Here is a 25364-nt window from a genome sequence, read left to right on the forward strand (position 1 = left end):
CTGTACTTAGCAGCCCTTACTTTGTTGGTCGTGTAATTTCAAACATATGCCCTAGCTCTGTATAGGCTCTCCCTGACAAGCGCGCAACGGGATCAAGTTCTTGCGCTTTAATATAGAGTTTTTCCTCATCAATGACAGAATCATCCATAAGAATATTTTTTACTTCTAAGAGCATGAGTTGACTTATTTTTCCTACCGGAATATGCTGATGGAGTACGACCTCTAAACGGGCTTTAGCATTTTCTATGGCAGGTACTTTCACTTCTTCTGACTCTGTCATTTTAATGCCAAACTTTTCAATTTCACTTTCTGTAGCCGTGAGAGGCGCTGATGTTTGATTCATCGTTTCAACATTATCCATATTGACCAGATGGATAACCCCTTCCTTAGTTTCTAAAAGGTTTCTAACAGAATCTTTCATCTCTGTCATAGCAATGGATACAATGACTGGCTCTTTTGATACAACATTAAAAAAGCTAAACGGTGCTGCGTTAACAAGGCCTGTAGCGTTTTGAGTTGTCAACCACGCAATTGGTCTTGGAATAACCAGTCCTGAAATTAATTTGTAAGCATCAGTACTGCTCATATCTTCTGGTTTAAATGCTTTCATTTTTTCTCCCTATACGACGTTCTTGAATTTTTTTCATACTCCACAGTGGCTCTAATTTCCTATCGCGAAATGCATCTGACGTATCCAAACGACGTAAAGCTGCTGCAGTTCGTGCCTTTTCCGCTTCTGCTCCTGGAAAGAGATGGGGAGGTAAACTCAGTGAAAGGCCTGCCTCATCCGGAGTCTCATCTATCCAAAAACCAGAGGTTACGAGCGCTTCTTCGTAACTATCAACCTTTGCTTGCCCAGACCGCACCATATCTAAAGCAGCAATACCTGGAGTATCTGTAGCAATTTCGAAAAGCACACCAGGGGCAACCTTCACATATTCACTCGAAAAATAAAAACGTTCTACTAATCCTGAGTGAGGTATCATATAAGATTTGACACGCTCAATCCAATATCTAAGGGTATCGGGATTAGCTGTACGAAAAGCGACATGATGCACCGTGCCATGCCCTTGATATGCGTGCTGCCCTTCTTTATCTTGCTCAATGATAATCGAGGCACCATTGCCACCCCCTGCTCCCTCAAATAGTGTGAAATTATCTTCAGTTGCGTGCCTGCGAAATCCAAAAACTTCTGCGAGCAATTGCTGGATAATATTTACTTCTGACAACTTAATGAAAACAGGTCCTAAGCCTAAAATAGCATGCTCAGCCTCTACATTTGAAAGCTGCCAAGGTTTTCCTGGAGCAAGAACACCTTGATTTTTTTCATCGGAAATCAATTGGTACCGCTGACCATCAAAATCCTCAAACTCTAAATATTTTTTACCAAAGCGCTCTGCCACCAAACCATGTGGTACAGCTGCTGCATCAAATCTTTGATGCCAGTATTCCAAAGATATATCCTGAGCAACACGAAAGGAAATACGGTCAATGCTATTGATGCCGTGGCTACCGGCTCCTATTCCAGGAAAATCAAAAAACGTCATGTCCGTTCCAGGATTCCCCTCTTCATCCGTAAAATAAAGATGATAGGTTTCGTAATCATCCTGATTAACAGTAAGTTTTGCCAGTCGCAGCCCTAAAATATTTGTAAAAAAATCATAGGTCTTTTGGGCACTTGAAGTAATCGCTGTAACATGGTGTATCCCTCCCAGTGCAACTTCCGAATTTAGTTTTGTCATAATTATTTCCCTTAAATTAATGTTTACAGTTGTAAATCTTAATTTTATTATATCATCTCTTGCATAATTTTCAAGCAACTTGAATTAAAAAATGCCTCTCTTCAGAGACACATTTTCTAGATTTTAAAATAATTTAAGAGGAGCTGGCAAAAATACAATTCTGTTGTGCTTTCTTTCACTTGCGCTTGCTTTATCTTTCCAAGGAGCTCATTGAGTATTTCTTCTTTTTTATAAGAAGATATTGTATTAATCCCTTTTTGAAAAAGTTCCTGCTCTTCAGATATAGGGATGCTCTTTGTTTTTTCTAAAAGCGCAACAACACTAGAAGCTTGATTTCTTAAGTCAGTGTGTCGCGTAATATTGCTAAAGATTTCTTCTAAGTGTGTGGCTGCCTCAATACATAGGTTTTTTCCCATCATCCCATTTAAGTTTGAACGTATTATGCTTTGTTCCCAAATATTTAAAACTCGCGCCGCGGCTGAAGTAAAGAGCAAACTGAACTGACAAATTTCCTCCGTTCGTAAATAAAAGTTATAAGCCATCTGTAACGTATACGCCAACTGATAAAGTTCCAAGTGACTTAAAGGGCTCTCCTTTGTTTTTAAAGAAGAATAATTTGCATTGATAAACTCAAAATGTAGCTTTAATAAGTGGACGATGATATCCCTAATTTTTTCATCATTTGAAGCCAGCGGTACAAATAAACTGGCTTGCATGGCGGAGTGTTGCAACCAAAAAGTTGTTTCTCCTTGAAAGAAAAGACCACGCTTCGTTTTTTCTTGCTCTTCTAAATAAGTTATCAGTTTATCTTTGAAAATCCTGTGAAACACAAGTGTCCATTCGGGATTGATCTCTTCACTCAGCGTTTCGATTCGAAAAATTGTTTTTCGACTTTCCATTGACAACCTGATTGTGTGCATCCTTTTCTTCCTTCCTGTCATTTATTCCCATATTTTTAAACGGGATATTTCTTTCAAACTTTTTGAAAAATCATCGGTCAATATAGTCACATGTCCCATTTTTCTATCGACCTTCGCTTCCAACTTTCCATAATCATGAATATGCCACTCAGGCCTTTCATGCGCCAATCGCTCCATTTGTGGGACGTCTTGGCCAAGAATATTGAGCATAATGGCTTTTTTCAAAAGTCGAGGTTGCGGGAGTTCCTCACCGAGAATACCTTTGATATGTAAGTCAAATTGCGAAAAATCACAAGCCTCTATGGTATAGTGTCCCGAGTTATGGGGACGTGGGGCAAGTTCATTTACATAAATCTCGCCCGATGCTGTCAGAAACATTTCTACACAAAGCGTGCCTGCAAGCTGGAGCTCTTTAGCTATCGCCAGTGCCAGATCTTTGGCTTTCTCGCTGACCTCAAGAGGTAGAGGCGCGGGAGCAATCGTGCGGTGTAGGATATTATTGATATGTTCATTTTGACAAAGCGGGAAGGTTACAAAATCCTGCCCGTTCCCACTAATAATTAAAGAAATCTCGCAATCAAAATCAACAAAGTCCTCCAATACACATTCCGCGCGCTCTGCTAACTTCATCGCCTCCAGCAAATCCTCATCTGATTTCAAGACAACCTGACCATGTCCATCATAGCCGCCCGTTGTTGTTTTCAACACGTGTTTTTTTGTCACTTGCTCTGGAAGGTCTTGAGCATTTTCTACGCGTTGCCACGGGGCTATTTTCACGCCACATTGTTCTAGAAACTCTTTTTCTAACCGACGATTCTGCGTGATTTCTAATAATCGAATGCCTTGCGGAATAGCGACACAGGCATCAAGCTGATGCAAGGCGCTCGCCGATACGTTTTCAAACTCATAGGTTATTAAGTCACAAGCATAAGCGAGCTTAAGAAGCGCATCAACATCATCATATTCCGCAATGATCAACTCATCCGAACACTTTGCTGCGGAACAGTTCGGATTAGGATCAAGTGTAATCACTTTATGGCCCATATATTGTGCAGAAATCGCCATCATTTGGCCCAACTGCCCACCACCAATAATTCCAATTGTTTTTTTCTTATGTTGCATATTCTTATTATAGGCCATTTTTCTTTATTCTCCCTATTCTTTTCGGATAGTTTAAAAAATAAATCCGCATATCATCCGGATTTTCGTTTACTAAAATCAAAATATTTTTACAAATATTACGCTCGCTTTTAAATTAAAAGTTTACAACAATTCTTTAGTGGAAGAGACCGATAGATCGGCTGCTTCTTTTCTATATTTTTTCAATTTTTCCGCCAAACTTTTATCAGCAAGTGCCAAAATCTGAACCGCATAGAGGGCTGCATTTTTGGCTCCTGCAGAGCCTATAGCCATACTGGCAACAGGAACTCCACCCGGCATCTGGACAATGGAGTAAAGGCTATCGAGGCCTGATAAGGCACGTGATTGAATAGGCACACCAATCACAGGAAGCAAGGTCATTGCAGCAACCATTCCAGGTAAATGCGCCGCGCCTCCCGCACCAGCAATTATGAGCTTGTAACCTTGTTGCTCCGCATTTTTCGCAAAATTCATCATAATTTCTGGCGTCCGGTGAGCGGAGACAACTTTTTTATCAAAATCTATACCGAACGTCTCCAAAATATGAGCCGCTTGTTTCATTGTCTCCCAATCTGAAAGTGATCCCATAATAACTGCAACATCTGCCATTTTTATACTCCTTTATTTCCAATATCTTTACGATAAAACATTCCTGTGTTGTCTAATTTATCTAATTTCTCGTAAAGGGACTGCTGAATACTTTTTATTTCTTTGCCGGTTTCAGTTACCATGTATATGCGCCCCCCCTTTGAAAGGAGCTTTCCGTCTTTTTTTATAACACCAGCATAAAAACAGTTCAAATCCTGCATCTCTGGTAGAACAACACTCTCTGTTGAGGCGTCTGGATAGCCCTGATTTGCTACAACTACGCCTAAGGTAACTTCTTCAGTATTACAGGTCAAATTTGGCTCGCGTCCTTGCAAGATATCCAATACATTTTCAAAAAAATCACTGGTAATCGTTTCTAAAACCACTTGCGTTTCTGGGTCACCAAAACGTGCATTAAATTCAATCGTTTTTACACCTTCGGCTGTCACTATTAATCCTGCATAAAGAATACCCGTAAAAGCCTTATTCTCTGCCTCTAACCCAGATACAGTTGGCTGGACAATTTTTTCTATGGCTTCCTGTACCACGGCTTCTGGAATATGAGGTACAGGTGCATAAGCACCCATCCCGCCTGTATTTGGGCCTTGATCACCGTCAAAGGCACGTTTATGATCTTGCGCAATAGGTAACGGGTAAATCTTTCCTTCATGTACTAAGCTGAAAAGTGAAAACTCTTCGCCCTCAAGGTATTCCTCTACCACAACTTTTGCTTCTTTTGTCTGGAAAATATCTGCTAAAGCAGCTTTTGCCGCTTCTAAATCCATGGCAACTGTGACACCTTTACCTGCAGCTAAACCATCTGCCTTGATAACAATCGGTGCGCCTTTTGTCTCAACATAAATTAGAGCATTGGCAAAATCCGTAAAGCTCTCATAGTCTGCCGTGGGCACGCCATATTTTTTCATTATTGACTTGGCAAAAGTTTTACTGCCCTCGATTTGAGCAGCCTCAGCTCTCGGTCCAAATATAAGCAGCCCCTCATCTAAGAAAGCATCCACAATACCGTTCATTAATGCTGTTTCTGGACCAACAAAAGTCAAGTCTACTTTTTTCTTTTTCGCAAATTCCACCAACAAATGATTTTCAAGTTCGGAAATAGCTACATTTTCCAGCTTTTCCTCCGTCATACCCACATTTCCTGGGCAAATAAAAACTTTATCTACTTTTTCACTTTTTGCAAACTTTCGTGCAAGTGCATGTTCACGCCCACCTGAACCAATAACTAAAACCCTCATATTTCCTCGCTTTCTTCTCACTTCTATCTTAAGATATTTAGAGAAAAAGAAAAAGCCCCAAGGGGCTTTTCTAAATATATTCTTATTCTATTGTTCGGAATTATCAAGCGAGGACAGGAAGAGAAGGTATTTCTAATAAATCTTCGATGACACAATCTGGTGTTAAATCTTTTTGAGCTTCCAAGTGTTTAGGGTTATACCAGATCGTCTTAATACCTGCATTTTTCCCGCCGAGGATATCCGTAGCCAAAGTATCACCAACAATCGCAAAATCTTTATCTGCAGCGTGATCGATGTGGTCAAACACATAATCAAAGAATTCTTTTGATGGTTTATGTTTTCCAATCTCTTCACTGATAAAAATTTCTTGGAAATATCCGGCAATGCCAGATTCTAAAATTCGTGGACGAGAAACTTTGGATGTACCGTTACTCACAATGTACATCTCTGTCGCTTCTTGCGCCAGTCGATCCAAAAGTTCCATGGCATGATCCATCAATTCATGACCTTGAGCCAAGTGAAGTTGGTAAGCTGCATCAACAGCTGAAGCATCATAAGCTTCTTTAACTCCCAAAGCTGTAAAAGCATGTGCAAAGCGTGTAGAAAGAAGCTCTTCACGACTGATTTCTCCTGCTTCATGACTTCGCCAAAGGGCTTTGTTTTCACGTGAGTAGATGGCTCTGTTTTCTTTTGTATCTTCAATATGGTATTGCTCAAAGATTTTGCCTAAAGCCATGTACTCTGCCTTATCAAAATCAAGAAGTGTGTTGTCTATGTCAAAAAGTAATACAGTCATTTTTATCTCTTTCTAAAAATTTATGATAGCTCTAGTTTAACGATTTCATCATATTTTTTCAACAAAAGAGACTTTTATCACGGACATTATCTAGCCAATAAAGCAACCGACTGATAAGGCGCCAGTGTTTCAGACTTGTATGAATCATAGTTATTCACGAAGACTTCTGCATCTTCAAACCCTGGGGGCAAGCTAAAGTTCACGCTGTGATTGGCAAAGTTATTCAATACAAGTAAACGCTGGCCTTCATATTCGCGCACAAAAGCATAAATGTGCTCTGAATCTTTAAGTGCAGCTTTATAATCTCCCTCCGAAATAATTTTTTCCGTTTTTCGCAAACGAATCATTTCTTTATAGAAATTATAGATTTCTCCGTTTTTATCTCTTTTCAGATTAATGTCGGTATGTTTGCCCACCTTCAACCACGGCTCTCCTTTGGTGAACCCCGCATTTGCGCTATCGTCCCATTGCATCGGCGTTCTTGAATTATCACGTGATTTACTGCTGATTATTTCAAAAGCTTCGGCTTCTGTTTTTCCTTGTTCCAAGAGCCGTTCGTAAGCATTTAAAGCTTCTAAATCTTGATAATCAGCGACAGAATCATAATCAGGGTCAATCATACCAATTTCTTCCCCCATATAAATAAAGGGTGTGCCACGGCTGAGGTGAATCGCGGCAGCCAGCATTGTTGCTCCTTTGATACGGAAATTTTTCACATCCACAAAACGATTGAGTGCCCGAGGTTGATCATGATTATTCCAGAAAGTAGCATTCCAGCCCCCACCTTCTGCCATTTTTTCGCCCCATTCATGGAAAAGCACTTTAAGTGCTTGAAAGTCAAAGGGAACTTTTGTCCATTTATCACCAGCTTTGTAATCTGTTTTTAGATGATGGAAATTAAAAACCATACTGAGTTCTTTTCGCTCCGGTTGCGTATAGAGAATACTGTTTTCAATTGACGTTGAGCTCATTTCTCCCACAGTGATGGCATGTTCATCTTGACCAAAGGTGGCCGCATTGAGCATTTTTAGATATTCATGCGTGATAGGTTTATCTGTATACTCAAATTTTCCATCAAATTCTGGGTTGTTTTTAAGTATTTCGTCTTTTCCAATAACGTTTATCACGTCAAAGCGAAAGCCTGATATACCTTTGTCACGCCAAAAATTGACAACTTCAAACAGTTCTTGGCGGACATTTGGATTACGCCAATTTAAGTCGGCTTGGGAAATATCATAAAGATGAAGATAATATTTACCTGTATCTCCAAATGGTGCCCAAGCATTGCCGCCAAATTTCGACACCCAATCCGTAGGTTCATCTCTAAGAATGAAGAAATCTTGGTAATATTTATCACCGGCAAGAGCTTTTTTAAACCACTCATGTTCTGTTGAAACATGGTTCAATACCATGTCCAACATAAATTCAATACCTAACTCTTTGCCACGCGCTACCATTTGATCAAAATCTTTAAAATCACCAAATACTGGATCTATATTAGTATAGTCAGAAATATCATAACCATTATCTCTTTGCGGACTGGGGTAAAAAGGATTAAGCCAAATCATGTCGATTCCTAATTCCGCCAAATAAGGTAATTTTTCCGTTACCCCTCTGAGATCACCAATACCATTTCCTGTCGTGTCTAAAAATGATTTAGGGTAAATTTGATAGATGACTTTTTCACTCAATGTCATAATTTTTTCCTTTTGTTTCTTATTTATTTACGGCTGATTTAAAGACGTTTTTCTTTTCAAGCCCTGTTCCCATTGTATCTGAGTCTTTGAAGCCAAAGAACCAAACCAATGTCATGGATACAACAATACAAACGGCTGTCGCAATCCAAAAGTAGATAAAGTTGTTAGGATTGCCCGCAGCATGAGTCAAAGGATTTGTCGTTGCCGCGAAGTTAGGGAAACCAATAAGTGAGCCTGAGAAGCCATACATATGTAGGTCAAATAAGCCAGCAACCGCAGCACCTGCAGCTGCACCGATCGAACTCATGATGAAGACGCGAATGTATTTTAAGTTAATCCCATACATGGCTGGCTCCGTTACCCCACAGAAAGCTGAAATTGCTGCTGGTAGAGCTAATCCTTTAAGACTTTGTTGGCGCGTTTTGAGAAAGACTGTTAGAGCGCCTGCACCTTGTGCCAACATTGTAAAGGAAACGATCATGTTAATATTTGATTCCCCTGTTGTTACGATTTGTTGAGTCAAGATAGGAATAACCAACCAATGGAGACCAAAGATAACCAGAACTTGGTAAAGTCCGCCAATAATTGCTCCTGCGATAGTGAGGTTAAGGTTAATCAACCCTGTAATAACTGAAGCAAGCGCAGAGGAAACAATACTAATTACGGGACCTACCAACAAGAGCACTAATGAAGCTACTACAAAGAAGGTAATCATCGGTACAAAAATTGAACGAAGCGCTAAAGGCATGTGTTTCTTAAGCCAAGCCCCGATTGGTTTAGCCATCCAAGCGGCTACAATAATCGGGAAAATAGTATAAGCATAATTTGGTAGACTGACAGGAATATTAAAATAACTTGTATTAAAAGTTACGCCAAATAATTCCATAACTACTGGTGCTTTTCCAGCTACAATCTCTCCCTTTTCAATAACATTAGGTGCTGCAACTAGACCTTGTAAAGCAGGGTGGATCATAAATCCACCAACTGCAGCCACGACAAACGGGTCTGAACCTAACTGTTTGGCAGCAGCATAACCTACCAAGACAGGGAGGAAGTAGAATGGTGCCATCGCCATTGTTGAAATAATAATATAGGTTGGATCTGTCGGACTAATAAGTTCAAAAATATGATTTCCTTTAACAAACATGTTAAGAATCCCGTTAATCATACCGCCAGCCGCTAATAAACCGATAATCGGCATCATTGATCCTGTAATTGTTCCAACTACAACTTGAAAAGCGCGAATGATAGGGTTTTTAGAAACTTTAGTTTCCACGACTTCCTCATTACTTTCGCCATCCACTACACGGCTCCCCAGCTGTGCAACAATTTCGTCATAGACGTCTTCAACAGCTTGACCGATAACGACTTGGTACTGCCCCAAATTTGCATTGTAGACAACCCCGGCTACCCCATCCATTGCTTCAAGTTTTTCATCGTCTGCTTTTTCTTTGTCGACTAAATAGAAACGTAAGCGTGTGATACAGTGAATCACCTTTGTGATATTTTCCTCACCACCAACAGCGGCAATGATTTCTGTTGCTAATTTTTTGTAATCTGCCATGATTTCTCCTTTTTATTTTGCAGTTGCTTGGCCCAACATATCACCTGCTTGAGCATTTCCTTTTTGAACGGTAAGACTGTCGAGTTTTTCATTTGTATTCGTAATTAAAATCATACTCGTAAGTGGTAATCCTGCTGCTTCAACTTCTTTCCAATTGACCTGTCCCAGAGCATCGCCGCCCTCAACTCTATCACCTACTTTAACCTTAATCTGAAAAGGTTGTCCATTTAAACTTACTGTATCAATTCCGAGATGAAGCAACACTTCTAAACCATCTGCCCGCTTGAATCCGATAGCATGTCCTTGTACCAAACTGACTTCTCCTGCTACTGGACTGACAATCTCACTACTTGTAGGTTCAATAGCATAGCCATCTCCCATAACTTTTTTGGCAAATACAGGGTCGGAAACCTTTTCCAAATCAATAACTGTACCCGCTAAAGGTGCATAGAGGTTCTTGTCCTCACTCACACTTTTTTTCTTTCCAAAACCAAACATCTTTATTCTCCTTCAATAAAAATAAACTACAACTTGTACGTACAAGTTTATAATAGCAAAATGAAAGCGGTTTTGCAAGCGGTTATATTTTCACTTTAACTTAAAGTGGTTTTTTGTTACACTTAGGTTATGAAAAAGTACGAAATTATTCTTCGGGATTTGGAGAAAAAAATTCATGAAGGAAGATATCCCGAAAATGAGCTCTTGCCCAGTGAAAACCAGCTTACAGTGCTCTATCAAACAAGCCGCGCAACAGTAAGACAAGCACTAAAAATCTTGGAAGAAAACGGGATTATTCAACGCCGTCATGGCTTTGGCTCCATTGTTATCCCAAGAGAGAGATTGATGTTTCCTATTTCAGGTTTAACTTCTTTCAAAGAGCTTAAAGACTCTTTAAACTTCAGCTCAACCACTGAAATATTAATTTTTGAAAAAATAACTGTAGATAAACAACTCTCAGAACTTTCTTTTTTTGAAGAAGGTACTCAAGCTTTCCATATCCTCCGCCGACGAAATATCGATGAACAGTTTGTTATCCTAGACCGTGACTATATTTTGGCTTCTGCAGCACCTGATATGACCAGAGAAAAAGTGAAGTCTTCTCTATATGCTTATCTTGAAGATCACGTGCATCTCGATATTTCATATGCTCAAAAAGAAATCACAATTGATTTTGTCAATGATGAAGATAAAACTTATTTGGATTTGAACCCTAAAGACCGCCATGTCGTGAGCGTGCGCAGTCATGTTTACCTCGCGAATAATAATGTTTTTCAGTACACAGAAAGCCGACATCAAGTGGATAAGTTTCGCTTTACTGAGTTTTCGAGACGGCAAAAACATTAATAAAAAGCTAGACTCTCGTCTAGCTTTTTATTAATGACGGAAATGTCTCACACCCGTAAAGACCATCGTGATCCCATGCTTGTCACACGCGTCAATGACTTCTTGATCGCGGACAGACCCACCCGGTTGGACAATTGCTTTGATGCCAGATTTGGCAATCTCATCAATATTATCTGCAAAGGGGAAGAAGGCATCAGAGGCAAGCACAGCATTATCTAGACCTTTTTCCTGCGCTGCTTCGATGGCTATTTTAACCGAAGCTACACGGTTGGTTTGACCAGGGCCAACGCCCAGTGTTTGGTGTTCATTTGTGACAATAATACCGTTAGACTTCACATATTTGACCGCTTTCCAGGCAAATTTTAGCGCCTCCCATTGCTCCTTATTAGGTTGGGCTTGCGTTGCTACTGTCCAACTTTCTGGTTGTTCTGCAACAACATCTTGCTCCTGGATTAAAACACCACCAAGCACACCTGTAATCATGGCTTCTTTTTCTGACGCTGCAATTTGTTCAAAATCAAGCGTAAGCAAACGGATATTTTTCTTTTTTGTCAAAATTGCCAGAGCTTCATCAGAAAAGGCTGGGGCAATTATGATTTCTAAAAATATTTTGCTCATTTTCTCAGCTGTTTTTTGGTCAACAGGGCGATTTAAAACGACAATACCGCCGAAGATGGAGACGGGGTCGGCCTCATAAGCGTAATCCCAAGCCTGCTCAATCGTTTCAGCTTGGCCTATGCCGCAAGGATTCATGTGTTTAAGGGCTACAACTGTTGGTTGCTCCGTAAAATCACGCGCAATCTGCAAGGCTGCATCTGCATCACGTACGTTGTTGTATGATAATTCTTTCCCGTTTAATTGCACACTTTGACCAATCGAATAAGGAGTTGGAAGTGCATTTTCATAAAAATCGGCATCTTGTTGTGGATTTTCACCATAACGCATTCCTTGTTTTAAATCATAGGTCAGTGTCAGCTTTTCCGGCTTTTCCTCTTGATCAGAAAATTTTTCTGTTAAATATTGTGCAATGAGCGCGTCATATGCAGCAGTATGTCGAAAAGCTTTAGCCGCCAAGCGTTGACGAAGCTCTAAGCTGGTTTCACCCGCTTTTTCAAGTTCTTCGAGTACTGCAGCATAGTCCGTTGGATCAACAAGAACAGTAACATCTGCATGATTTTTAGCTGCAGAACGCAACATCGAAGGACCACCAATATCAATATTTTCGACAATTGTTTGATGATCAGCTCCTGATAAGAGTGCCTCTTTGAAAGGATAAAGATTGACAACAACCAAATCAATGGGTGTAATATTGTGCTCTTCTAAGGCAAGGAGGTGGCTGTCCAAATCACGTCGTGCCAAAAGTCCGCCATGAATCATTGGATGCAATGTTTTCACACGCCCATCCATCATTTCCGGAAAATGCGTCACTTCTTCAATCGCTAAGGTTGCAATACCTGCTTCATCTAAAGCTTTTTTTGTTCCGCCCGTTGAGATAATTTCAAAACCGAGTTTACTTAAAGACCCAGCCAATTCAACACTTCCATTTTTATCTGACACACTAATAAGCGCACGTTTAGTCATTTTTATTCCTTTTCTATTTTTAAGTTTATAATAGCTCTTACTATTTTTTGATAAGCTCTTGTACTACTTTTATATACAATTCATGCTCTGCTTGATGGAGCTTTTTTTCATACTCAGCGAGTTCCCGATGATAATCAAGCTGCTGCTGGGCTAAAATTTCTCCTGTATCGACGCCTGAATCCACCCAATGAACTGTGATTCCTAAACCTTCTTGAGCTTGCCAGGATTCCTCCAAAGCATGAGCTGAACCAGCAAAAGCTGGCAGATAAGAGGGATGTATATTAATAATTCGTCCTTCATAAGCTTGTAAAAGAGTGGGACCAACAATTTTCATATAACCTGCAAGACAAATCAAATCAATCTGGTGGTCACGAAGTAAAGCAACTAAGGTTTCTTCATAACTCTGCTTATCAGCAAAAGATTTTAACGTAAAGCTGACGGCAGTTACATTGAGCTTCTGCGCTCTTTGCAGAGCATAAGCCTCAGTCTTATCCGAGAACAAGAGCTGAATTTCCGTGGGAAAAGCTTGAGCGAGGGCTTCAAAGTTAGATCCTGATCCTGAGGCAAAAACGGCAATCCTCATTTTATAATTACCGCTTGTTTCACACGTGGAGTAATTTTTCCGATTTCATAACATTTTACTCTTTGCTTCACTTCTTCAACCTTTTCTGGGGCCACAGCAAGGACCATACCAATTCCCATATTGAAAATTTGGAACATTTCGTCATGAGACACTTGACCGTATTTCTCCAAAGCTTGGAAAATAGGCAATATCTCCCAGCTGCCTTCTTTAATTTCAGCTGTTAAATGATCACCAAACATCCGCGGAAGATTTTCATAAAAGCCCCCTCCTGTAATGTGTGATATCCCTTTAATCATCGTGTCCTTTATGAGCGGTAAGAGCTCCTGAACGTAAATATGAGTCGGTTCAAGCAACTCTTCTTTGAGGGGACGGTCCAGCTCAGGAAGAATTTCTTGTTTATCGAAATCTTTAAATATTTTTCGAACGAGCGAATATCCATTCGAATGAATGCCGGAGGAAGGAAGCCCTAATAAGACATCACCTGCCTCAACATTCTGGGTTCCATCAATAAGCGTTGACTTTTCAGCAATACCGACCGCAAAACCTGCAAGGTCATAATCATCTGTATCATACATATCTGGCATTTCTGCTGTTTCGCCACCAATCAAGGCTGCACCTGACAGCAAACAACCTTGGGCAACACCTGCGACGACTTTTTCAAGCTTTTCCGGTTGATTTTTCCCAGTAGCAATATAGTCAAGAAAGTAGAGAGGTTCAGCTCCTGCTGCAATGATGTCATTGACACACATGGCCACACAATCAATCCCTATCGTGTCATGCTTATCTGCTTCAATAGCCAACATTAGCTTTGTCCCTACACCGTCTGTTCCAGAGATAAGCACAGGTTCCTTAACATTAAGACTTGAAAGATCAAAGGCTGCCCCAAACCCTCCAAGTCCACCAATAACGCCTTGTCTCTTCGTTTTTTCGGCATGTTTTTTTATGCGATCAACCACTTGGTAACCCGCTTCAACATCAACCCCGGCCTTTGCATAAGCATTTTTAGACATTTTTTCCTCCTAAAGATTTCAGGTAATTTTCTTCGTAATCGTAAAGTGGTGTCGGATATATACCGTCAAAGTAAGACAGACAGAGATTATCATGACCAATAGCCTCAACCAACCCTTCTTGACTTAAAAAAGTAAGACTGTCTGCTCCAATGATTTGGCAAATTTCATCGACCGAATGTTCAGCTGCAATCAGCTCTTCTCGCTTTTGAATATCGATACCATAAAAGCACGGATAAGCGAGGGGTGGACTCGCAATTACCACATGGACTTCAGCAGCGCCAGCATCTTTAAGTAAACGCACAATTCGTCTGCTTGTCGTTCCACGTACAATAGAATCGTCCACCATGATGACCTTTTTACCCTCAACCACACTGGAAACAGCCGAGAGCTTCATTCGTACACCTTGTTCTCTTAATTCTTGCGTAGGCTGAATAAATGTACGTGCCACATATTGATTTTTAATCAGGCCCATTTCGTAAGGCAATCCAGATTCTTCTGCATATCCTGATGCTGCAGAGAGGGACGAGTTAGGTACACCAATAACGATATCTGCATCTACCTGCGCCTCACGCGCCAGGATACGTCCTGATTGTTTACGGGCTGTATGGACATTGACACCTGCAATAACACTGTCCGGACGTGCAAAATAAATATACTCCATCGAACAGATTTGTGTATTGGTCTTATCTGTAAACTGCTCAACATGTAAACCTTGATCATTAATTTGGATAATCTGACCGGGTTTAACTTCCTGTACAAATTCCGCACCTATAACATCAAAGGCACACGTTTCGCTGGCTACAACGAGCGCACCATTAGCCATTTTCCCAATAGATAAGGGACGGAAGCCATTAGGATCAAGAGCTGCAATCATAGAATCTTCTGTCATCAAGAGATAAGCAAAGCCTCCTTTGACAGTGTTCAAAGCCTCCTTTACTTTTCCCATAAATTCAGGATGGTGGCTACGTCGAATCAGATGCGCCAAAATTTCCGTGTCTGAACTTGAAGAAAAGATGGCCCCTTGTGCTTCTAATTCACGCCGTAACGATATGGCATTGGTCAAGTTGCCGTTATGGGCAAGGCCAAGCTGCGTGTCTTGAAATTTAAAGTGAAAAGGCTGAATGTTGTTTAATTCTGCTGAGCCTGCTGTGGCGTAACGCACATGCCCCATAGCTGCTTTCCCTGACAATTTTTGTAAATCTTTTTCGTGACGAAAAACCTCTGTTACTAAGCCTAAATCACGATGGCGCTGAAGTTCTCCCTCATTATTTGACAAAATGCCAGCACCTTCTTGCCCTCTGTGTTGCAAAGCGTGAAGTCCAAAATAAGTCAGTTGTGCTGCTTCGGGATGCCCCCAAATGCCAAAAATGCCACATTCTTCGTTTAAGGACTTTACTTCATAAGACATGGAATTGCTCCTTCATAAATCGCTTTCGCTTCTGCAGTAGATAGGGAAATTTCACCATCTTTTGCTGAAATTTTAATTTCTGACTTATCTGTAACTTGTCCTAACTTGCTTGCTTTCCCTGCCATCAGTGCTTCAAAATTCTTTTCATCTTTTGGATGAACCGAGAGGATAAAGCGGCCTTGACTTTCAGAGAAAAGTTGTGATACCTTGCCCTCAAAATGAACCGAAATTCCTTTATTGTTCGCAAAAGCTGACTCAACAAGAGCCACAGCCAATCCCCCTTCAGATAAATCATGGGCTGATTTAACGAGACCGGCTTGGATGGCTTTCAGTACATGTTTTTGATTTTCTTTTTCTGCTTGCAAATCAAAGTTTAGCGTACCTGAAATCTTTCCTGTCATCATTTTTTGAATCTCCGAACCGGAGAAATCATCGGCAGTCTCCCCAATAATATAAATTAAGTCACCTGCATCTTTAAAATCCTGTGTTGTAATGTGTGTCACATCTTCAATCAAGCCCGCCATCCCAATCATTGGTGTTGGTAAAATTGCTTGACCATTCGTCTCGTTATAAAGGGAAACATTACCTGAAATAACTGGAGTAGAGAGCACACGGCAAGATTCCGAAACACCGTCACACGCCTTACTTAACTCATAAAATTGCTCTGGCTTTTCTGGATTACCAAAGTTAAGACAATCCGTAATTGCTAAAGGTTTCCCTCCTGAAGCAATGATATTTCGTGCTGCTTCTGCGACAGCTATTTGTCCACCAATCTCGGGATTCAGGTAAAGGTAGCGTGCATTACAGTCTGTCGTCATTGCTAAAGCTTTATTGGAATGACGGAGGCGAATAACTGCTGCATCAGACCCTGGTGCAACGACTGTATTTGTCATTACTCGACTATCGTAGGTTTCATAAATACTGCGCTTGCTCGCAATCGTTGGTTGACTAAGAAGATCTTTGAGAACCTCTGTCGCGTTTGCGATTTCAGGTATGAATTTTTCAGCTTTTACAAATTCAGCAATGCGTGCGGGTTCTTTCATTTCACGAGAATAAACTGGTGCATCCTCCGCTAAAGAATCTACTGGAATTTCTGCAACCTTTTCTCCCTGATGGAACAATGTATACATCCCATCGTCAGTAACTTCACCAATATTTACCGCATCAAGTTCATACTTTTTGAAAAGCTCAACGATTTCATCTTCATGACCTTTTTTAATGCAAAGGACCATCCGCTCTTGCGACTCTGAAAGCATCATTTCGTAAGGTGTCATATTCGTTTCGCGTTGTGGTACTAAATCCAAATTAAGTTTCAAACCCGAGCCAGCCTTTGAAGCCATTTCTGAAGTTGAAGAAACGAGTCCGGCAGCACCCATATCTTGAATACCAACAAGAATATCGGAATGATTGTGAATCACTTCGAGACAAGCTTCTAGCAAGAGTTTTTCCATAAAAGGATCACCTACTTGCACGGCAGAGCGTTGCGTTTCAGAGCCTGAACCAAACTCTTGAGAGGCAAAGGAAGCACCATGAATGCCGTCACGTCCTGTTTTCGCTCCAACATACATGATTGTATTACCCACACCTTTAGCTTGCCCTTTTTGAATGTGTTTATGCTCAATCAAGCCAACACACATCACGTTAACTAAAGGATTTCCTGCATAAGATTCGTCAAAAGCTACTTCTCCGCCTACTGTAGGAATACCGATACAGTTACCATATCCTGCTATTCCTGCCGTGACACGCTCAACAATATGACGTGTTTTAGCATTATCAATCTGGCCAAAGCGAAGGCTGTCCAAAAGAGCAACTGGTCGCGCACCCATCGAAAATATATCACGAATAATCCCGCCAGATCCTGTTGCTGCACCTTCATAGGGCTCGACATAGCTCGGGTGATTGTGTGATTCTGCCTTGAAAACAACTGCCCAACCCTCACCAATATCAACTACTCCTGCACCTTCACCTGGTCCCATAAGTACTTGTGGGCCTTCTGTTGGAAACTTTTTCAAGACAGGTTTTGAATTTTTATAACAACAATGCTCTGACCACATCACGGCATACATGCCCGTTTCTGTAAAGTTAGGCAAACGACCGCCAAGAATTTCATTTTTAATTTTAGAGTATTCTTCATCAGTCAAGCCCCATTCACGATAAATTTTTGACGCTTGGATTTGTTCTGGACTCATTTCACCGCTCATTGTGGCGCTCCTTCTTCTACAAAATTTTTCAAGATACTGGCAAACATTTTTTTACCATCATTTCCACCCAGTAAGGACTCTACAGCGCGTTCTGGATGGGGCATCATCCCCAAAACATTCCCTTCTTGATTACAAATCCCAGCAATATCTAAAGCTGAGCCGTTAGGGTTCCCATTTGCATAAGTGAACACGATTTGTCCATTTTCTTTTAAATCTGCTAAGGTTTGTGCATCCGCAATATACTTACCTTCTCCATGTGCGATGGGCAAGCTAATCACTTCCTCTTTAGAAAAGGCAGTTGTAAATTTTGAATCATTATTGACTTTTAAATTTTGCCATTTTGAAACAAATTTTAAACTGTCATTTTGAATCAAAGCACCTGGTAGAAGTCCTGCTTCGATAAGAATTTGAAACCCATTGCAGGTACCAAAGACAGGTTTCCCCTCTGCTGCCAAACGTTTAATTTCAGGCATAACATTAGAAAAGGAAGCAATAGCCCCACAACGGAGATAATCACCATAGCTGAAGCCTCCAGGGATGAGTACCGCATCAAATCCAGCAAGCGAACTCTCTTCGTGCCAAACAAACTCTGCTTCAGCTTGCATAACATCACGAATAGCCCAGAGGAGATCGAAATCACAATTTGACCCAGGAAATTGAATAACTGCAAATCTCATCAATCTACCACCTCAACCTTATAAGTTTCCATGTTTGGATTGGCCAACAATTTTTCAGCAATCTCTTCCACTTTCTTTACAGCCATTTGAGGCTCTCCCTCAACTTCGATTTCAAAGTATTTCCCAACGCGAATATCTTGAATTTCAGAGTAGCCCAACTTTTGAGTTGCTGCTTTGATTGCTTGTCCTTGAGGATCCAAAATTGATTTTTTATAGGTTACGTAAACTTCTACTTTGCTCATTTTCTCTTTCTCATTCACTTTCTTTTATTTTTCTCTACCCTTGCAGCATTAAAACTTAAAGCTTTTTTTCTTCTTGAAGGGCCGTAAGTACACGACTGTATACTTCAATCAAATCCCCAATATTACGACGGAAAACATCTTTATCTAAATGGTTCCCCTCGGCATCCCAAAGGCGGCAGGTATCTGGTGAAATTTCGTCCGCCAAGATAATTTCGCCATCTGCTGTACGACCAAATTCGAGCTTGAAATCAACCAAACTCAAGCCAATTTCTGCCCATATTTTTTGGAGAAGTGCATTGATTTTCAGTGTTTCTGACTTGATGAATTCCAATTCTTCTGGTTGAGCAAGTTCAAGAAAATAAACATGTGCATCATTGATAAAAGGATCATCCAGTGCGTCAGATTTGTAATAGAATTCAATAATAGGCTGAGGAAGTACGTCACCTTCTTTCAAACCAAATCGCTTTGCAAAAGAGCCAGCCACACGATTTCTCAAGACCACTTCCAGAGGTATAATCTCAACTTTTCGATTCAATTGTTCGGTTTTAGACAACTCTTCAATAAAACTCGTCCGGATTTGTTCGGCGTTTAATTTTTGAAAAATCAAGGATGTGATTTGATTGTTCAATGCCCCTTTGCCTTTAATTTCTTCTTTTCTTTTACCATTCAGAGCTGTTGCGTTATCACAATACTCTACCCAAACCAGCTGTCTGTCCTCTGTTTCATAAAGTTTCTTTGCTTTACCTTCATAAAGTAAGCGTCCCTTTCTCACGATATGCCTCCTCTTTATTTTATAATCTAATTCTATCCTTATTTAGAGTACAAAAAAAGATATTACTTGTGAAAGTAATATCTTTTTTGAATATCGTTCGTTTTTTACGAACTTTTATATAAAACTTCAAATTCTTCACAGACAATATCCATATCTGGTGTGTAGCAATCCAAGTCACGGAAAAAAGCTTCATGGACTTGACGCCAATAAGCCAAACTCCTGTCTCCTTCACCTTCGTAAAAGGCATGATCCTCTGTTACCTTATTAAACTTAGTAATATAGACCTTGCTTGTCTGAATGGCGGCACGTGGCGTTCCTTTACCATCGAGTAATATCTCATATCTTCCATCCACAGCAGGTAAAAAATCATCTGGCCCATACAGGGACAATGCGCTTGCTGTTGCTCTTTTTTTACCCTCAAGTACAAGTTCTAACAACTCATCAGCCATTTGAGGATTGTTGCCAAAGGCCCAAGCATCACTGAAGTTATCTGGATTTAGATTAGCCTCTGCGATAAATTTTTCGTACATCTTTCCTTCCTATCTTTTATAACTTTAATTGCATTTTATAATTTTTTAAATATTGGCTGTGTCGTAGGACGATTTGTTGCTCTAAAATCTCATAGCCGCGTTTCTCAAAGAAAGGCCGAGCGGTTAAGGAAACATCAACACTGATTATTTCTGCCCCCTCTTCCTTGCAATATTGTTCAATCTGATTGGCAAGGAGATGTCCTACACCACGTTTCTGATAGTCCTTATCAACATATAGGCAATCGAATTTGTCTTTGCTTGTTGCATTGGCAAAGCCTAAAATTTTTCCACTTTCTTCAACAACGAGACAATAACTCTCCGCCAGCTTTTTTTCTGGAAAAAAATCAGACTTATCAGAAGGCGCCCACGCTTCTAACTCTTCTGCTGAATAATCAGCAGCATTGATGGTGTGTACCGTTGTATAAAACAAATCAATGATCTCAGCATAATCTTTTGAACGATAATGTCGACAATCCATCTTAAATTGCCAAGTCAAATTTGAGTTGTGGTGTCACAGGTTCATAATCCACCAGTTCAAAATCTTCCGGTTTAATATCAAAGAAATTCGTTCCATCTGCTACATTTAAAATCAAGCGTGGTTCTTTTTCTGAACCCGTGCGTGAAAGCAATTCATTCGCTTGCTCAAATTGATTATCGTAAATATGTAAGTTGTTGACGAAGTAGAAAAACTTGCCGACTTTCCAACTGAAGTGTTTAGCCAACATCATTTGCAAAGCCACATATTGCATCGCATTAATATGATGTGCCACAAGCATATCGTTTGAACGTTGAATCAGAGTCGCATCCAGATAAATTTGTCCATCTGCTTCACGTCTTACGTCAAACATCGTTTGAAAAGCACAAGGTAAAAGTCCTTCTGTTTCTTCAAAATCTTCATATTGCCAAAGATTAATGATATTGCGACGGTTCCATGGGTTTTTTTCTAAGCCCTCGAGAAGCTTGCCGATAATGTTATATTTTTTGACTGTTGCACCGTAACGTTGCCCAATGGTACCGTCGCCGATTTCCCATTCAGCCCAATATTTCACGCCGTATTTTTCTTCTAGAACATCAAGTGCACTTGTCTGATCTTGGTAAATCCACATGAGTTCTTTAATTGCCGTCTTGATAGGAATACGACGAAGAGTTGTGATAGGAAATTGGCCTTTTTCAAGATCATAAGTGACGAAAGATCCTGTAATATATTTACTGTTGGCTGTTTGGCCATTTTTATATTTTGGACGCGCATTTTCTGAAAACACGCCATTTTCAAGGATATTACTGATATTTTCTTTGAAGATTCGGTCTGCGTAGGTCATATTTCCCTCTCTTAATTTCGCTTTATTATGACTAACATTATACCATATAAATAAACAAACTTTTAGAGGTTAGTTCCAGCTTCTTAAGGTAATTTTATTTACTAATAGAGAAAAAGAAACAAAAAAGCAAGAGCTCACTTGCTTTTTATATTTTTTCACTGAGCATTTCCCAGCGCTCATATTTTGTCTCAAGTTCTGTCGTTACTTGATCTAATTCTTTTTGAAGAGTAGAAAGCATACCGGCATCTGAACCATTTTCGTTCATCTCAGTGTCGATTTCTTCTATTCGTGCTTCTAAATTGGCAATATCGTCTTCAATCGTTGCCCATTCTTGTTTTTCAGCCCAAGTCATGCGGGGTTTTGTCTCTTCACGTACCCGAGTATCAGCTTTCGGCGTTGCGACCTCTGCAGGAGCTGCTACTCTTGTCGCCAAGTAGTCACTGTAAGCACCAAAAAGATGATTAATTTTCCCATCTTCAAAAGCTAAAAGCTCATTGGAAACCTTGTCTTGGAAATAACGGTCGTGACTTACGGTAATTACAGCCCCTGGGAATTTTGCAAGAAAATCTTCTAAAACGGTTAAAGTTGCAATATCCAAATCATTAGTTGGTTCGTCCAAGAGCAGAACATTAGGTTGTGTTAATAATATTTTTAAGAGATAAAGCCGCTTCTTCTCTCCACCAGAAAGTTTACGAATCAAAGTCCCATGTGTGCTTCTTGGAAAGAGGAATTGTTCCAAAAGATTTACAATTGAAATGGTCTCACCACTTGTATTTTGGCTCGCAGAAGCTACTTCTTCCAGAAAATTGATGATGCGCTTATCCTCTTCAAGTCCACGTATTTCTTGACTGAAGTAACCAATCTTAACAGTCTCACCAATATCCATCGTTCCTGATGTCAACTCAAGTTCCCCGGCGATAATATTGAGCAAGGTTGATTTACCTACACCGTTATCACCCACGATCCCAACACGACTTTTATTCTGTACAATCCAGTTTAAATCAGAAAAAATGGGACGATCAGGGAAGGCAAAAGCTGCATCTTCAAAGTTTATAACCTTTTTCCCTAAACGTGTCGTCGCTAAGCTGATGTCTACATCACCCAAGTCTTTATCTGTACGGACATCCTCTTTCAAGCTTTCAAAGCGGTCAATACGTGCCTGTTGTTTGGTTGCTCGTGCTTGCGGAGACTTACGTATCCAAGCTAATTCAGATTTGTAAAGCTGTTGGTTTTTGTGCAAGCTTGCAGCTTCACGCTCCTCTGCTTCCGCACGCTGTGCCAAATAATCTTGATAATTTCCTTGGTATTCTTTGAGTTTTGACTTGTCCAGCTCAAATATACGTGTCGCTACATTGTCTAAAAAATAACGATCATGTGTCACAAAAAGCACGGTTCTCTTGCTATTTTTGAGATAGTTTTGCAGCCATGCGATAGTATCCACATCAAGGTGGTTGGTGGGCTCATCCAACAAAAGTAAATCAGACGGATTCACAAGCGCTTGAGCCAATTGCACACGGCGTTTTTGTCCACCCGAAAGTGAGCCTATCTTTGAAGAAAAATCAGGCAGTTTAAGCTTTGTTAATACTGTTTTCACATCTGCTTCTACTTGCCAAGCATTTAAAGCATCCATATCGGATTGGGCACGTTCAAATTTGCTTAAGTCTTCAATATTTAACAGCGCAGCTTCATATCTTTTTATGGCTTTCATTTGGGGAAGTGAATCATCCAAAATAGTATCCATAATACTTGCCGTATCATCAAAATCTGGTTCTTGCGTCAAATAGGTAATTTTATAATCTTGGGGGTGGGTAAATGGGGAAACATCTCCGTCAAACCCCTGAATGCCCGCAATGGTATTAAGCAAGGTGGTTTTACCTGTACCATTTGTACCCAATAACCCTATACGATCGAGGTCGTGTATAATAAATGAAATTTTATCAAAAAGTGTTTTATCACCTACGCTTTTTGTTAATTCTGATACTAAAAAATCTGCCATGTTCTATCTAAATCCTAACTTTTTCTCTGAATACTCTTATTTATTATAGCACAACTTAAGAAAGGCAAAGAGCCTAGACCCTTTGCCTTTCACCATTAAACATTAAAACTAGAAAAACTATCTGAGCTCAAATCTGTTAAGTCTGCATTTCCTAGATCCAATAAGTAGATTCGGATTTTCTGCGCAAAACTCATGCCACTTTGCGTTTTTTCGATGGTTTTCTTGACTACTGGTATGTCATCTGTGATTAAGCCGTCCACATCATACAGACGCATGCGTTGTACTGTATTGGCATCATTGACATCCCAAGCATAAACTTTTTTACCATAATCGTGTGCTTTTTCCACAAATTCCGAATCCAATGTCGATATCTCAACAGAAAAAGCGTCGACATTACTTTTCGGTACTCCAATAAGATTGTAGGTCATAATGTAGGATACAAAAGTAGACGAATCCTGTTTTTTTAGGCTTCGTGACAAATCAAAGCTTAAAGATTGTACTTGATGATTTTTTGCTTCAATATCTTTTTTATAACGTTGCAAGAAATTTTTACTTACAGCATTAACATCTTCCTTAAGTGGGATTTTAATCTCAATCAGTAATTTTTGATTAAGTCTATCTGCTTCTTTCAAGTATTCATCAAAGCTTGGTAAGGGGGCAGATTTACCATTTTCTCGAACAGTCAGTTTTGTGAGTTCAGCTAAAGTCAACTCATTTACTTTCTTGTTCACTCCAGCTAAAAGACGTAAATTTTCATCATGCATGACAACAAACTGTTTGTCCTTTGTTTCACGTACATCCATCTCAACATAATCTGGATGATAGGTTTGGCTCGTTTCAATCAAGGCGGGAATTGTATTTTGAACCCCATTTTTTTCTGACACACCACGGTGTGAAATAATAAGCGGGTTTGATAAAGTATCCTGGCTGAGGTAATAAACGTTAAAAACACCGATAAGCGCAATAAACAGGATTGTAAAAAGCCCCAATAAACTCCGGCCCGCCCGGCGCCAACCTTTAGGCAACAGTCGGAAAGCTCTTAGTTCTACATAGATTTCTTCAGGTGTTAATTCCTCTAACAGATTAATGACCACATAGAAAATCAAAATCAGTGACAAAAGCATGTGTAGTAAAGCCGAAACTTGGATAATAAACATAATTATCGTCGCTGATGCTAACGCTATTTGCGGCATATGATGATCAATTGCGGATTGCAACAGGATCAAAAGTTGACTAATTATCCAGAAAGAAGCCAGTAAACTAATAAAAATTGTGATAAAGCGGAAAAAGAAAACTTTAAATTTTCCTTTGCTCATCTGCCAGCTGACTCTCAACGAAGTCCGGAGTTTTTTCTGCTGCAAGATCATGAGGGGCAGAACAAAAATTAGACGGTATCCAATAAAAATGGATAATAAAGTCAGTAAAATGTAGGCTGCCAAAAGCCACCAATTATTAGTTGCAATAAACTCCAGAATGAAGTTGGGCACTTGGATAGCGGAAATAATGTCTATCCCACTGGCAAAACCACTCAAAGGCAGGACTAACATAAAATAAAACAAGAAAAATAAGATAAAAGAGGGTCTGAGATGTCGCAATCGTGAAAATGTTGCATAAAGCAACTCAGGAATTGTGACTTTTTCTTTTTGTTTCACAAAGTGCACCAGTATCGTTAGAAAAGTAAATTCTAAGAAGACCGAAACTAAAATCAAGACCAAAACTCCCAGCAGAGCAAACGCTGTGAGTGGATGTTGACTAAAAATCGAGAGTACATTATCATAAGCCAGATAATCAATCTCCTTACGGTGAAGTAAAAAATTAGTGGTCGCTGTTAACGTCGGAACTACAACGAGTAAAAGTAAGAGATGAAAAAATATGACGGGAGCAAAATAATGAAACGTATTTTTAAAAAAGTCATTTGTTGATTGGAATGTTTTACGCATTTTCCTTGCTTTCTTTTTAGTAAATTAAACTATAAGACAAAGTTCTTCTTTTTATTTT

The 25364-nt window shown here is 39.9% G+C and carries 24 protein-coding genes; 1 reads left to right on the plus strand and 23 read right to left on the minus strand.

Annotated elements, in window-relative coordinates:
- Positions 1 to 16 precede the first annotated feature (16 nt).
- The 10 genes from PYW30_RS05800 to PYW30_RS05845 all read right to left on the minus strand — a co-directional run bounded on the left by PYW30_RS05800 (position 17) and on the right by PYW30_RS05845 (position 10201).
- Complete coding sequence (locus PYW30_RS05800) at positions 17 to 610, minus strand: flavin reductase family protein (RefSeq protein WP_042218337.1); 594 nt, start codon at positions 608 to 610, stop codon at positions 17 to 19.
- On the minus strand, positions 597 to 1742 hold the full coding sequence (locus PYW30_RS05805; RefSeq protein ID WP_394349210.1) for a VOC family protein: 1146 nt from the start codon (positions 1740 to 1742) through the stop codon (positions 597 to 599). The genes PYW30_RS05800 and PYW30_RS05805 overlap by 14 nt, the downstream gene beginning before the upstream one ends.
- Before the next feature lie 116 nt (positions 1743 to 1858).
- Positions 1859 to 2641, minus strand: a complete 783-nt coding sequence (locus PYW30_RS05810; RefSeq protein WP_042218340.1) for a glycoside hydrolase family 125 protein — start codon at positions 2639 to 2641, stop codon at positions 1859 to 1861.
- A 42-nt stretch (positions 2642 to 2683) separates the two neighbouring features.
- Positions 2684 to 3802, minus strand: a complete 1119-nt coding sequence (gene purK / locus PYW30_RS05815) for a 5-(carboxyamino)imidazole ribonucleotide synthase (RefSeq protein ID WP_042218342.1) — start codon at positions 3800 to 3802, stop codon at positions 2684 to 2686.
- A 123-nt stretch (positions 3803 to 3925) separates the two neighbouring features.
- On the minus strand, positions 3926 to 4411 hold the full coding sequence (gene purE, locus PYW30_RS05820) for a 5-(carboxyamino)imidazole ribonucleotide mutase (protein WP_042218344.1): 486 nt from the start codon (positions 4409 to 4411) through the stop codon (positions 3926 to 3928).
- A 2-nt stretch (positions 4412 to 4413) separates the two neighbouring features.
- The gene (gene purD / locus PYW30_RS05825; RefSeq protein ID WP_042218346.1) at positions 4414 to 5646 is read right to left on the minus strand and encodes a phosphoribosylamine--glycine ligase; all 1233 of its coding nucleotides are present in this window, start codon (positions 5644 to 5646) and stop codon (positions 4414 to 4416) included.
- 103 nt (positions 5647 to 5749) lie between these two features.
- The gene (locus tag PYW30_RS05830) at positions 5750 to 6442 is read right to left on the minus strand and encodes a YjjG family noncanonical pyrimidine nucleotidase (protein WP_004256438.1); all 693 of its coding nucleotides are present in this window, start codon (positions 6440 to 6442) and stop codon (positions 5750 to 5752) included.
- A gap of 86 nt (positions 6443 to 6528) precedes the next feature.
- Complete coding sequence (treC, locus tag PYW30_RS05835) at positions 6529 to 8139, minus strand: alpha,alpha-phosphotrehalase (RefSeq protein WP_014024953.1); 1611 nt, start codon at positions 8137 to 8139, stop codon at positions 6529 to 6531.
- 19 nt (positions 8140 to 8158) lie between these two features.
- Positions 8159 to 9703: a PTS transporter subunit EIIC gene (locus PYW30_RS05840; RefSeq protein WP_004256429.1), complete on the minus strand. Its 1545-nt coding sequence runs from the start codon at positions 9701 to 9703 to the stop codon at positions 8159 to 8161.
- 12 nt (positions 9704 to 9715) lie between these two features.
- Positions 9716 to 10201, minus strand: a complete 486-nt coding sequence (locus PYW30_RS05845) for a PTS sugar transporter subunit IIA (protein ID WP_019299408.1) — start codon at positions 10199 to 10201, stop codon at positions 9716 to 9718.
- Between the two features lie 129 nt (positions 10202 to 10330).
- On the opposite strand from PYW30_RS05845, the gene treR reads away from it, so the two are divergent.
- Positions 10331 to 11047, plus strand: a complete 717-nt coding sequence (gene treR, locus PYW30_RS05850; RefSeq protein ID WP_004256425.1) for a trehalose operon repressor — start codon at positions 10331 to 10333, stop codon at positions 11045 to 11047.
- Positions 11048 to 11077: 30 nt separating this feature from the next.
- Here treR and purH read toward each other — a convergent pair whose 3' ends face one another.
- The 13 genes from purH to PYW30_RS05915 form a co-directional block, all read right to left on the minus strand.
- A complete protein-coding gene (purH, locus tag PYW30_RS05855) occupies positions 11078 to 12628 on the minus strand; it encodes a bifunctional phosphoribosylaminoimidazolecarboxamide formyltransferase/IMP cyclohydrolase (protein WP_042218350.1) in 1551 nt (516 codons plus the stop codon).
- A 40-nt stretch (positions 12629 to 12668) separates the two neighbouring features.
- On the minus strand, positions 12669 to 13211 hold the full coding sequence (gene purN / locus PYW30_RS05860) for a phosphoribosylglycinamide formyltransferase (RefSeq protein WP_042218352.1): 543 nt from the start codon (positions 13209 to 13211) through the stop codon (positions 12669 to 12671).
- Positions 13208 to 14221 carry a phosphoribosylformylglycinamidine cyclo-ligase gene (purM, locus tag PYW30_RS05865; protein WP_042218353.1) on the minus strand — a complete coding sequence of 338 codons (1014 nt, stop codon included), beginning with the start codon at positions 14219 to 14221 and terminating at the stop codon, positions 13208 to 13210. Before purM ends, purN begins: the two co-directional genes overlap by 4 nt.
- Positions 14214 to 15629: an amidophosphoribosyltransferase gene (purF, locus tag PYW30_RS05870; protein ID WP_014024959.1), complete on the minus strand. Its 1416-nt coding sequence runs from the start codon at positions 15627 to 15629 to the stop codon at positions 14214 to 14216. Before purF ends, purM begins: the two co-directional genes overlap by 8 nt.
- The gene (purL, locus tag PYW30_RS05875; RefSeq protein WP_042218355.1) at positions 15614 to 17830 is read right to left on the minus strand and encodes a phosphoribosylformylglycinamidine synthase subunit PurL; all 2217 of its coding nucleotides are present in this window, start codon (positions 17828 to 17830) and stop codon (positions 15614 to 15616) included. Before purL ends, purF begins: the two co-directional genes overlap by 16 nt.
- Positions 17827 to 18507: a phosphoribosylformylglycinamidine synthase subunit PurQ gene (purQ, locus tag PYW30_RS05880; RefSeq protein WP_014024961.1), complete on the minus strand. Its 681-nt coding sequence runs from the start codon at positions 18505 to 18507 to the stop codon at positions 17827 to 17829. The genes purL and purQ overlap by 4 nt, the downstream gene beginning before the upstream one ends.
- A complete protein-coding gene (gene purS / locus PYW30_RS05885; protein WP_014024962.1) occupies positions 18507 to 18749 on the minus strand; it encodes a phosphoribosylformylglycinamidine synthase subunit PurS in 243 nt (80 codons plus the stop codon). The genes purQ and purS overlap by 1 nt, the downstream gene beginning before the upstream one ends.
- Positions 18750 to 18804: 55 nt before the next feature.
- Positions 18805 to 19521, minus strand: a complete 717-nt coding sequence (gene purC, locus PYW30_RS05890; RefSeq protein WP_042218357.1) for a phosphoribosylaminoimidazolesuccinocarboxamide synthase — start codon at positions 19519 to 19521, stop codon at positions 18805 to 18807.
- Positions 19522 to 19625: 104 nt separating this feature from the next.
- Positions 19626 to 20051, minus strand: coding sequence for an ASCH domain-containing protein (locus tag PYW30_RS05895; RefSeq protein ID WP_042218359.1), 426 nt, complete (start codon positions 20049 to 20051; stop codon positions 19626 to 19628).
- A gap of 16 nt (positions 20052 to 20067) precedes the next feature.
- Positions 20068 to 20529 (minus strand): GNAT family N-acetyltransferase, encoded by a 462-nt coding sequence (locus PYW30_RS05900; protein WP_017370938.1) that lies wholly within the window; start codon positions 20527 to 20529, stop codon positions 20068 to 20070.
- Position 20530: 1 nt separating this feature from the next.
- Positions 20531 to 21370, minus strand: a complete 840-nt coding sequence (locus PYW30_RS05905) for a thymidylate synthase (RefSeq protein ID WP_042218360.1) — start codon at positions 21368 to 21370, stop codon at positions 20531 to 20533.
- A gap of 145 nt (positions 21371 to 21515) precedes the next feature.
- Positions 21516 to 23366, minus strand: a complete 1851-nt coding sequence (locus tag PYW30_RS05910; protein ID WP_042218362.1) for an ABC-F family ATP-binding cassette domain-containing protein — start codon at positions 23364 to 23366, stop codon at positions 21516 to 21518.
- A gap of 95 nt (positions 23367 to 23461) precedes the next feature.
- The gene (locus PYW30_RS05915) at positions 23462 to 25306 is read right to left on the minus strand and encodes a glycerophosphodiester phosphodiesterase (RefSeq protein WP_042218364.1); all 1845 of its coding nucleotides are present in this window, start codon (positions 25304 to 25306) and stop codon (positions 23462 to 23464) included.
- Positions 25307 to 25364: the final 58 nt, after the last annotated feature.

It is taken from the genome of Lactococcus garvieae subsp. garvieae (assembly GCF_029024465.1).
GTDB classification, from domain to species: Bacteria; Bacillota; Bacilli; order Lactobacillales; family Streptococcaceae; genus Lactococcus; species Lactococcus garvieae.

Coding starts and splice junctions, on each gene's coding strand:
- PYW30_RS05800 (WP_042218337.1), bottom strand. CDS start 610: ATGAAAGCATTTAAACCAGAAGATATGAGCAGTACTGATGCTTACAAA.
- PYW30_RS05805 (WP_394349210.1), bottom strand. CDS start 1,742: ATGACAAAACTAAATTCGGAAGTTGCACTGGGAGGGATACACCATGTT.
- PYW30_RS05810 (WP_042218340.1), bottom strand. CDS start 2,641: ATGGAAAGTCGAAAAACAATTTTTCGAATCGAAACGCTGAGTGAAGAG.
- purK (WP_042218342.1), bottom strand. CDS start 3,802: ATGGCCTATAATAAGAATATGCAACATAAGAAAAAAACAATTGGAATT.
- purE (WP_042218344.1), bottom strand. CDS start 4,411: ATGGCAGATGTTGCAGTTATTATGGGATCACTTTCAGATTGGGAGACA.
- purD (WP_042218346.1), bottom strand. CDS start 5,646: ATGAGGGTTTTAGTTATTGGTTCAGGTGGGCGTGAACATGCACTTGCA.
- PYW30_RS05830 (WP_004256438.1), bottom strand. CDS start 6,442: ATGACTGTATTACTTTTTGACATAGACAACACACTTCTTGATTTTGAT.
- treC (WP_014024953.1), bottom strand. CDS start 8,139: ATGACATTGAGTGAAAAAGTCATCTATCAAATTTACCCTAAATCATTT.
- PYW30_RS05840 (WP_004256429.1), bottom strand. CDS start 9,703: ATGGCAGATTACAAAAAATTAGCAACAGAAATCATTGCCGCTGTTGGT.
- PYW30_RS05845 (WP_019299408.1), bottom strand. CDS start 10,201: ATGTTTGGTTTTGGAAAGAAAAAAAGTGTGAGTGAGGACAAGAACCTC.
- treR (WP_004256425.1), top strand. CDS start 10,331: ATGAAAAAGTACGAAATTATTCTTCGGGATTTGGAGAAAAAAATTCAT.
- purH (WP_042218350.1), bottom strand. CDS start 12,628: ATGACTAAACGTGCGCTTATTAGTGTGTCAGATAAAAATGGAAGTGTT.
- purN (WP_042218352.1), bottom strand. CDS start 13,211: ATGAGGATTGCCGTTTTTGCCTCAGGATCAGGATCTAACTTTGAAGCC.
- purM (WP_042218353.1), bottom strand. CDS start 14,221: ATGTCTAAAAATGCTTATGCAAAGGCCGGGGTTGATGTTGAAGCGGGT.
- purF (WP_014024959.1), bottom strand. CDS start 15,629: ATGTCTTATGAAGTAAAGTCCTTAAACGAAGAATGTGGCATTTTTGGC.
- purL (WP_042218355.1), bottom strand. CDS start 17,830: ATGAGCGGTGAAATGAGTCCAGAACAAATCCAAGCGTCAAAAATTTAT.
- purQ (WP_014024961.1), bottom strand. CDS start 18,507: ATGAGATTTGCAGTTATTCAATTTCCTGGGTCAAATTGTGATTTCGAT.
- purS (WP_014024962.1), bottom strand. CDS start 18,749: ATGAGCAAAGTAGAAGTTTACGTAACCTATAAAAAATCAATTTTGGAT.
- PYW30_RS05895 (WP_042218359.1), bottom strand. CDS start 20,051: ATGTACGAAAAATTTATCGCAGAGGCTAATCTAAATCCAGATAACTTC.
- PYW30_RS05900 (WP_017370938.1), bottom strand. CDS start 20,529: ATGGATTGTCGACATTATCGTTCAAAAGATTATGCTGAGATCATTGAT.
- PYW30_RS05905 (WP_042218360.1), bottom strand. CDS start 21,370: ATGACCTACGCAGACCGAATCTTCAAAGAAAATATCAGTAATATCCTT.
- PYW30_RS05910 (WP_042218362.1), bottom strand. CDS start 23,366: ATGGCAGATTTTTTAGTATCAGAATTAACAAAAAGCGTAGGTGATAAA.
- PYW30_RS05915 (WP_042218364.1), bottom strand. CDS start 25,306: ATGCGTAAAACATTCCAATCAACAAATGACTTTTTTAAAAATACGTTT.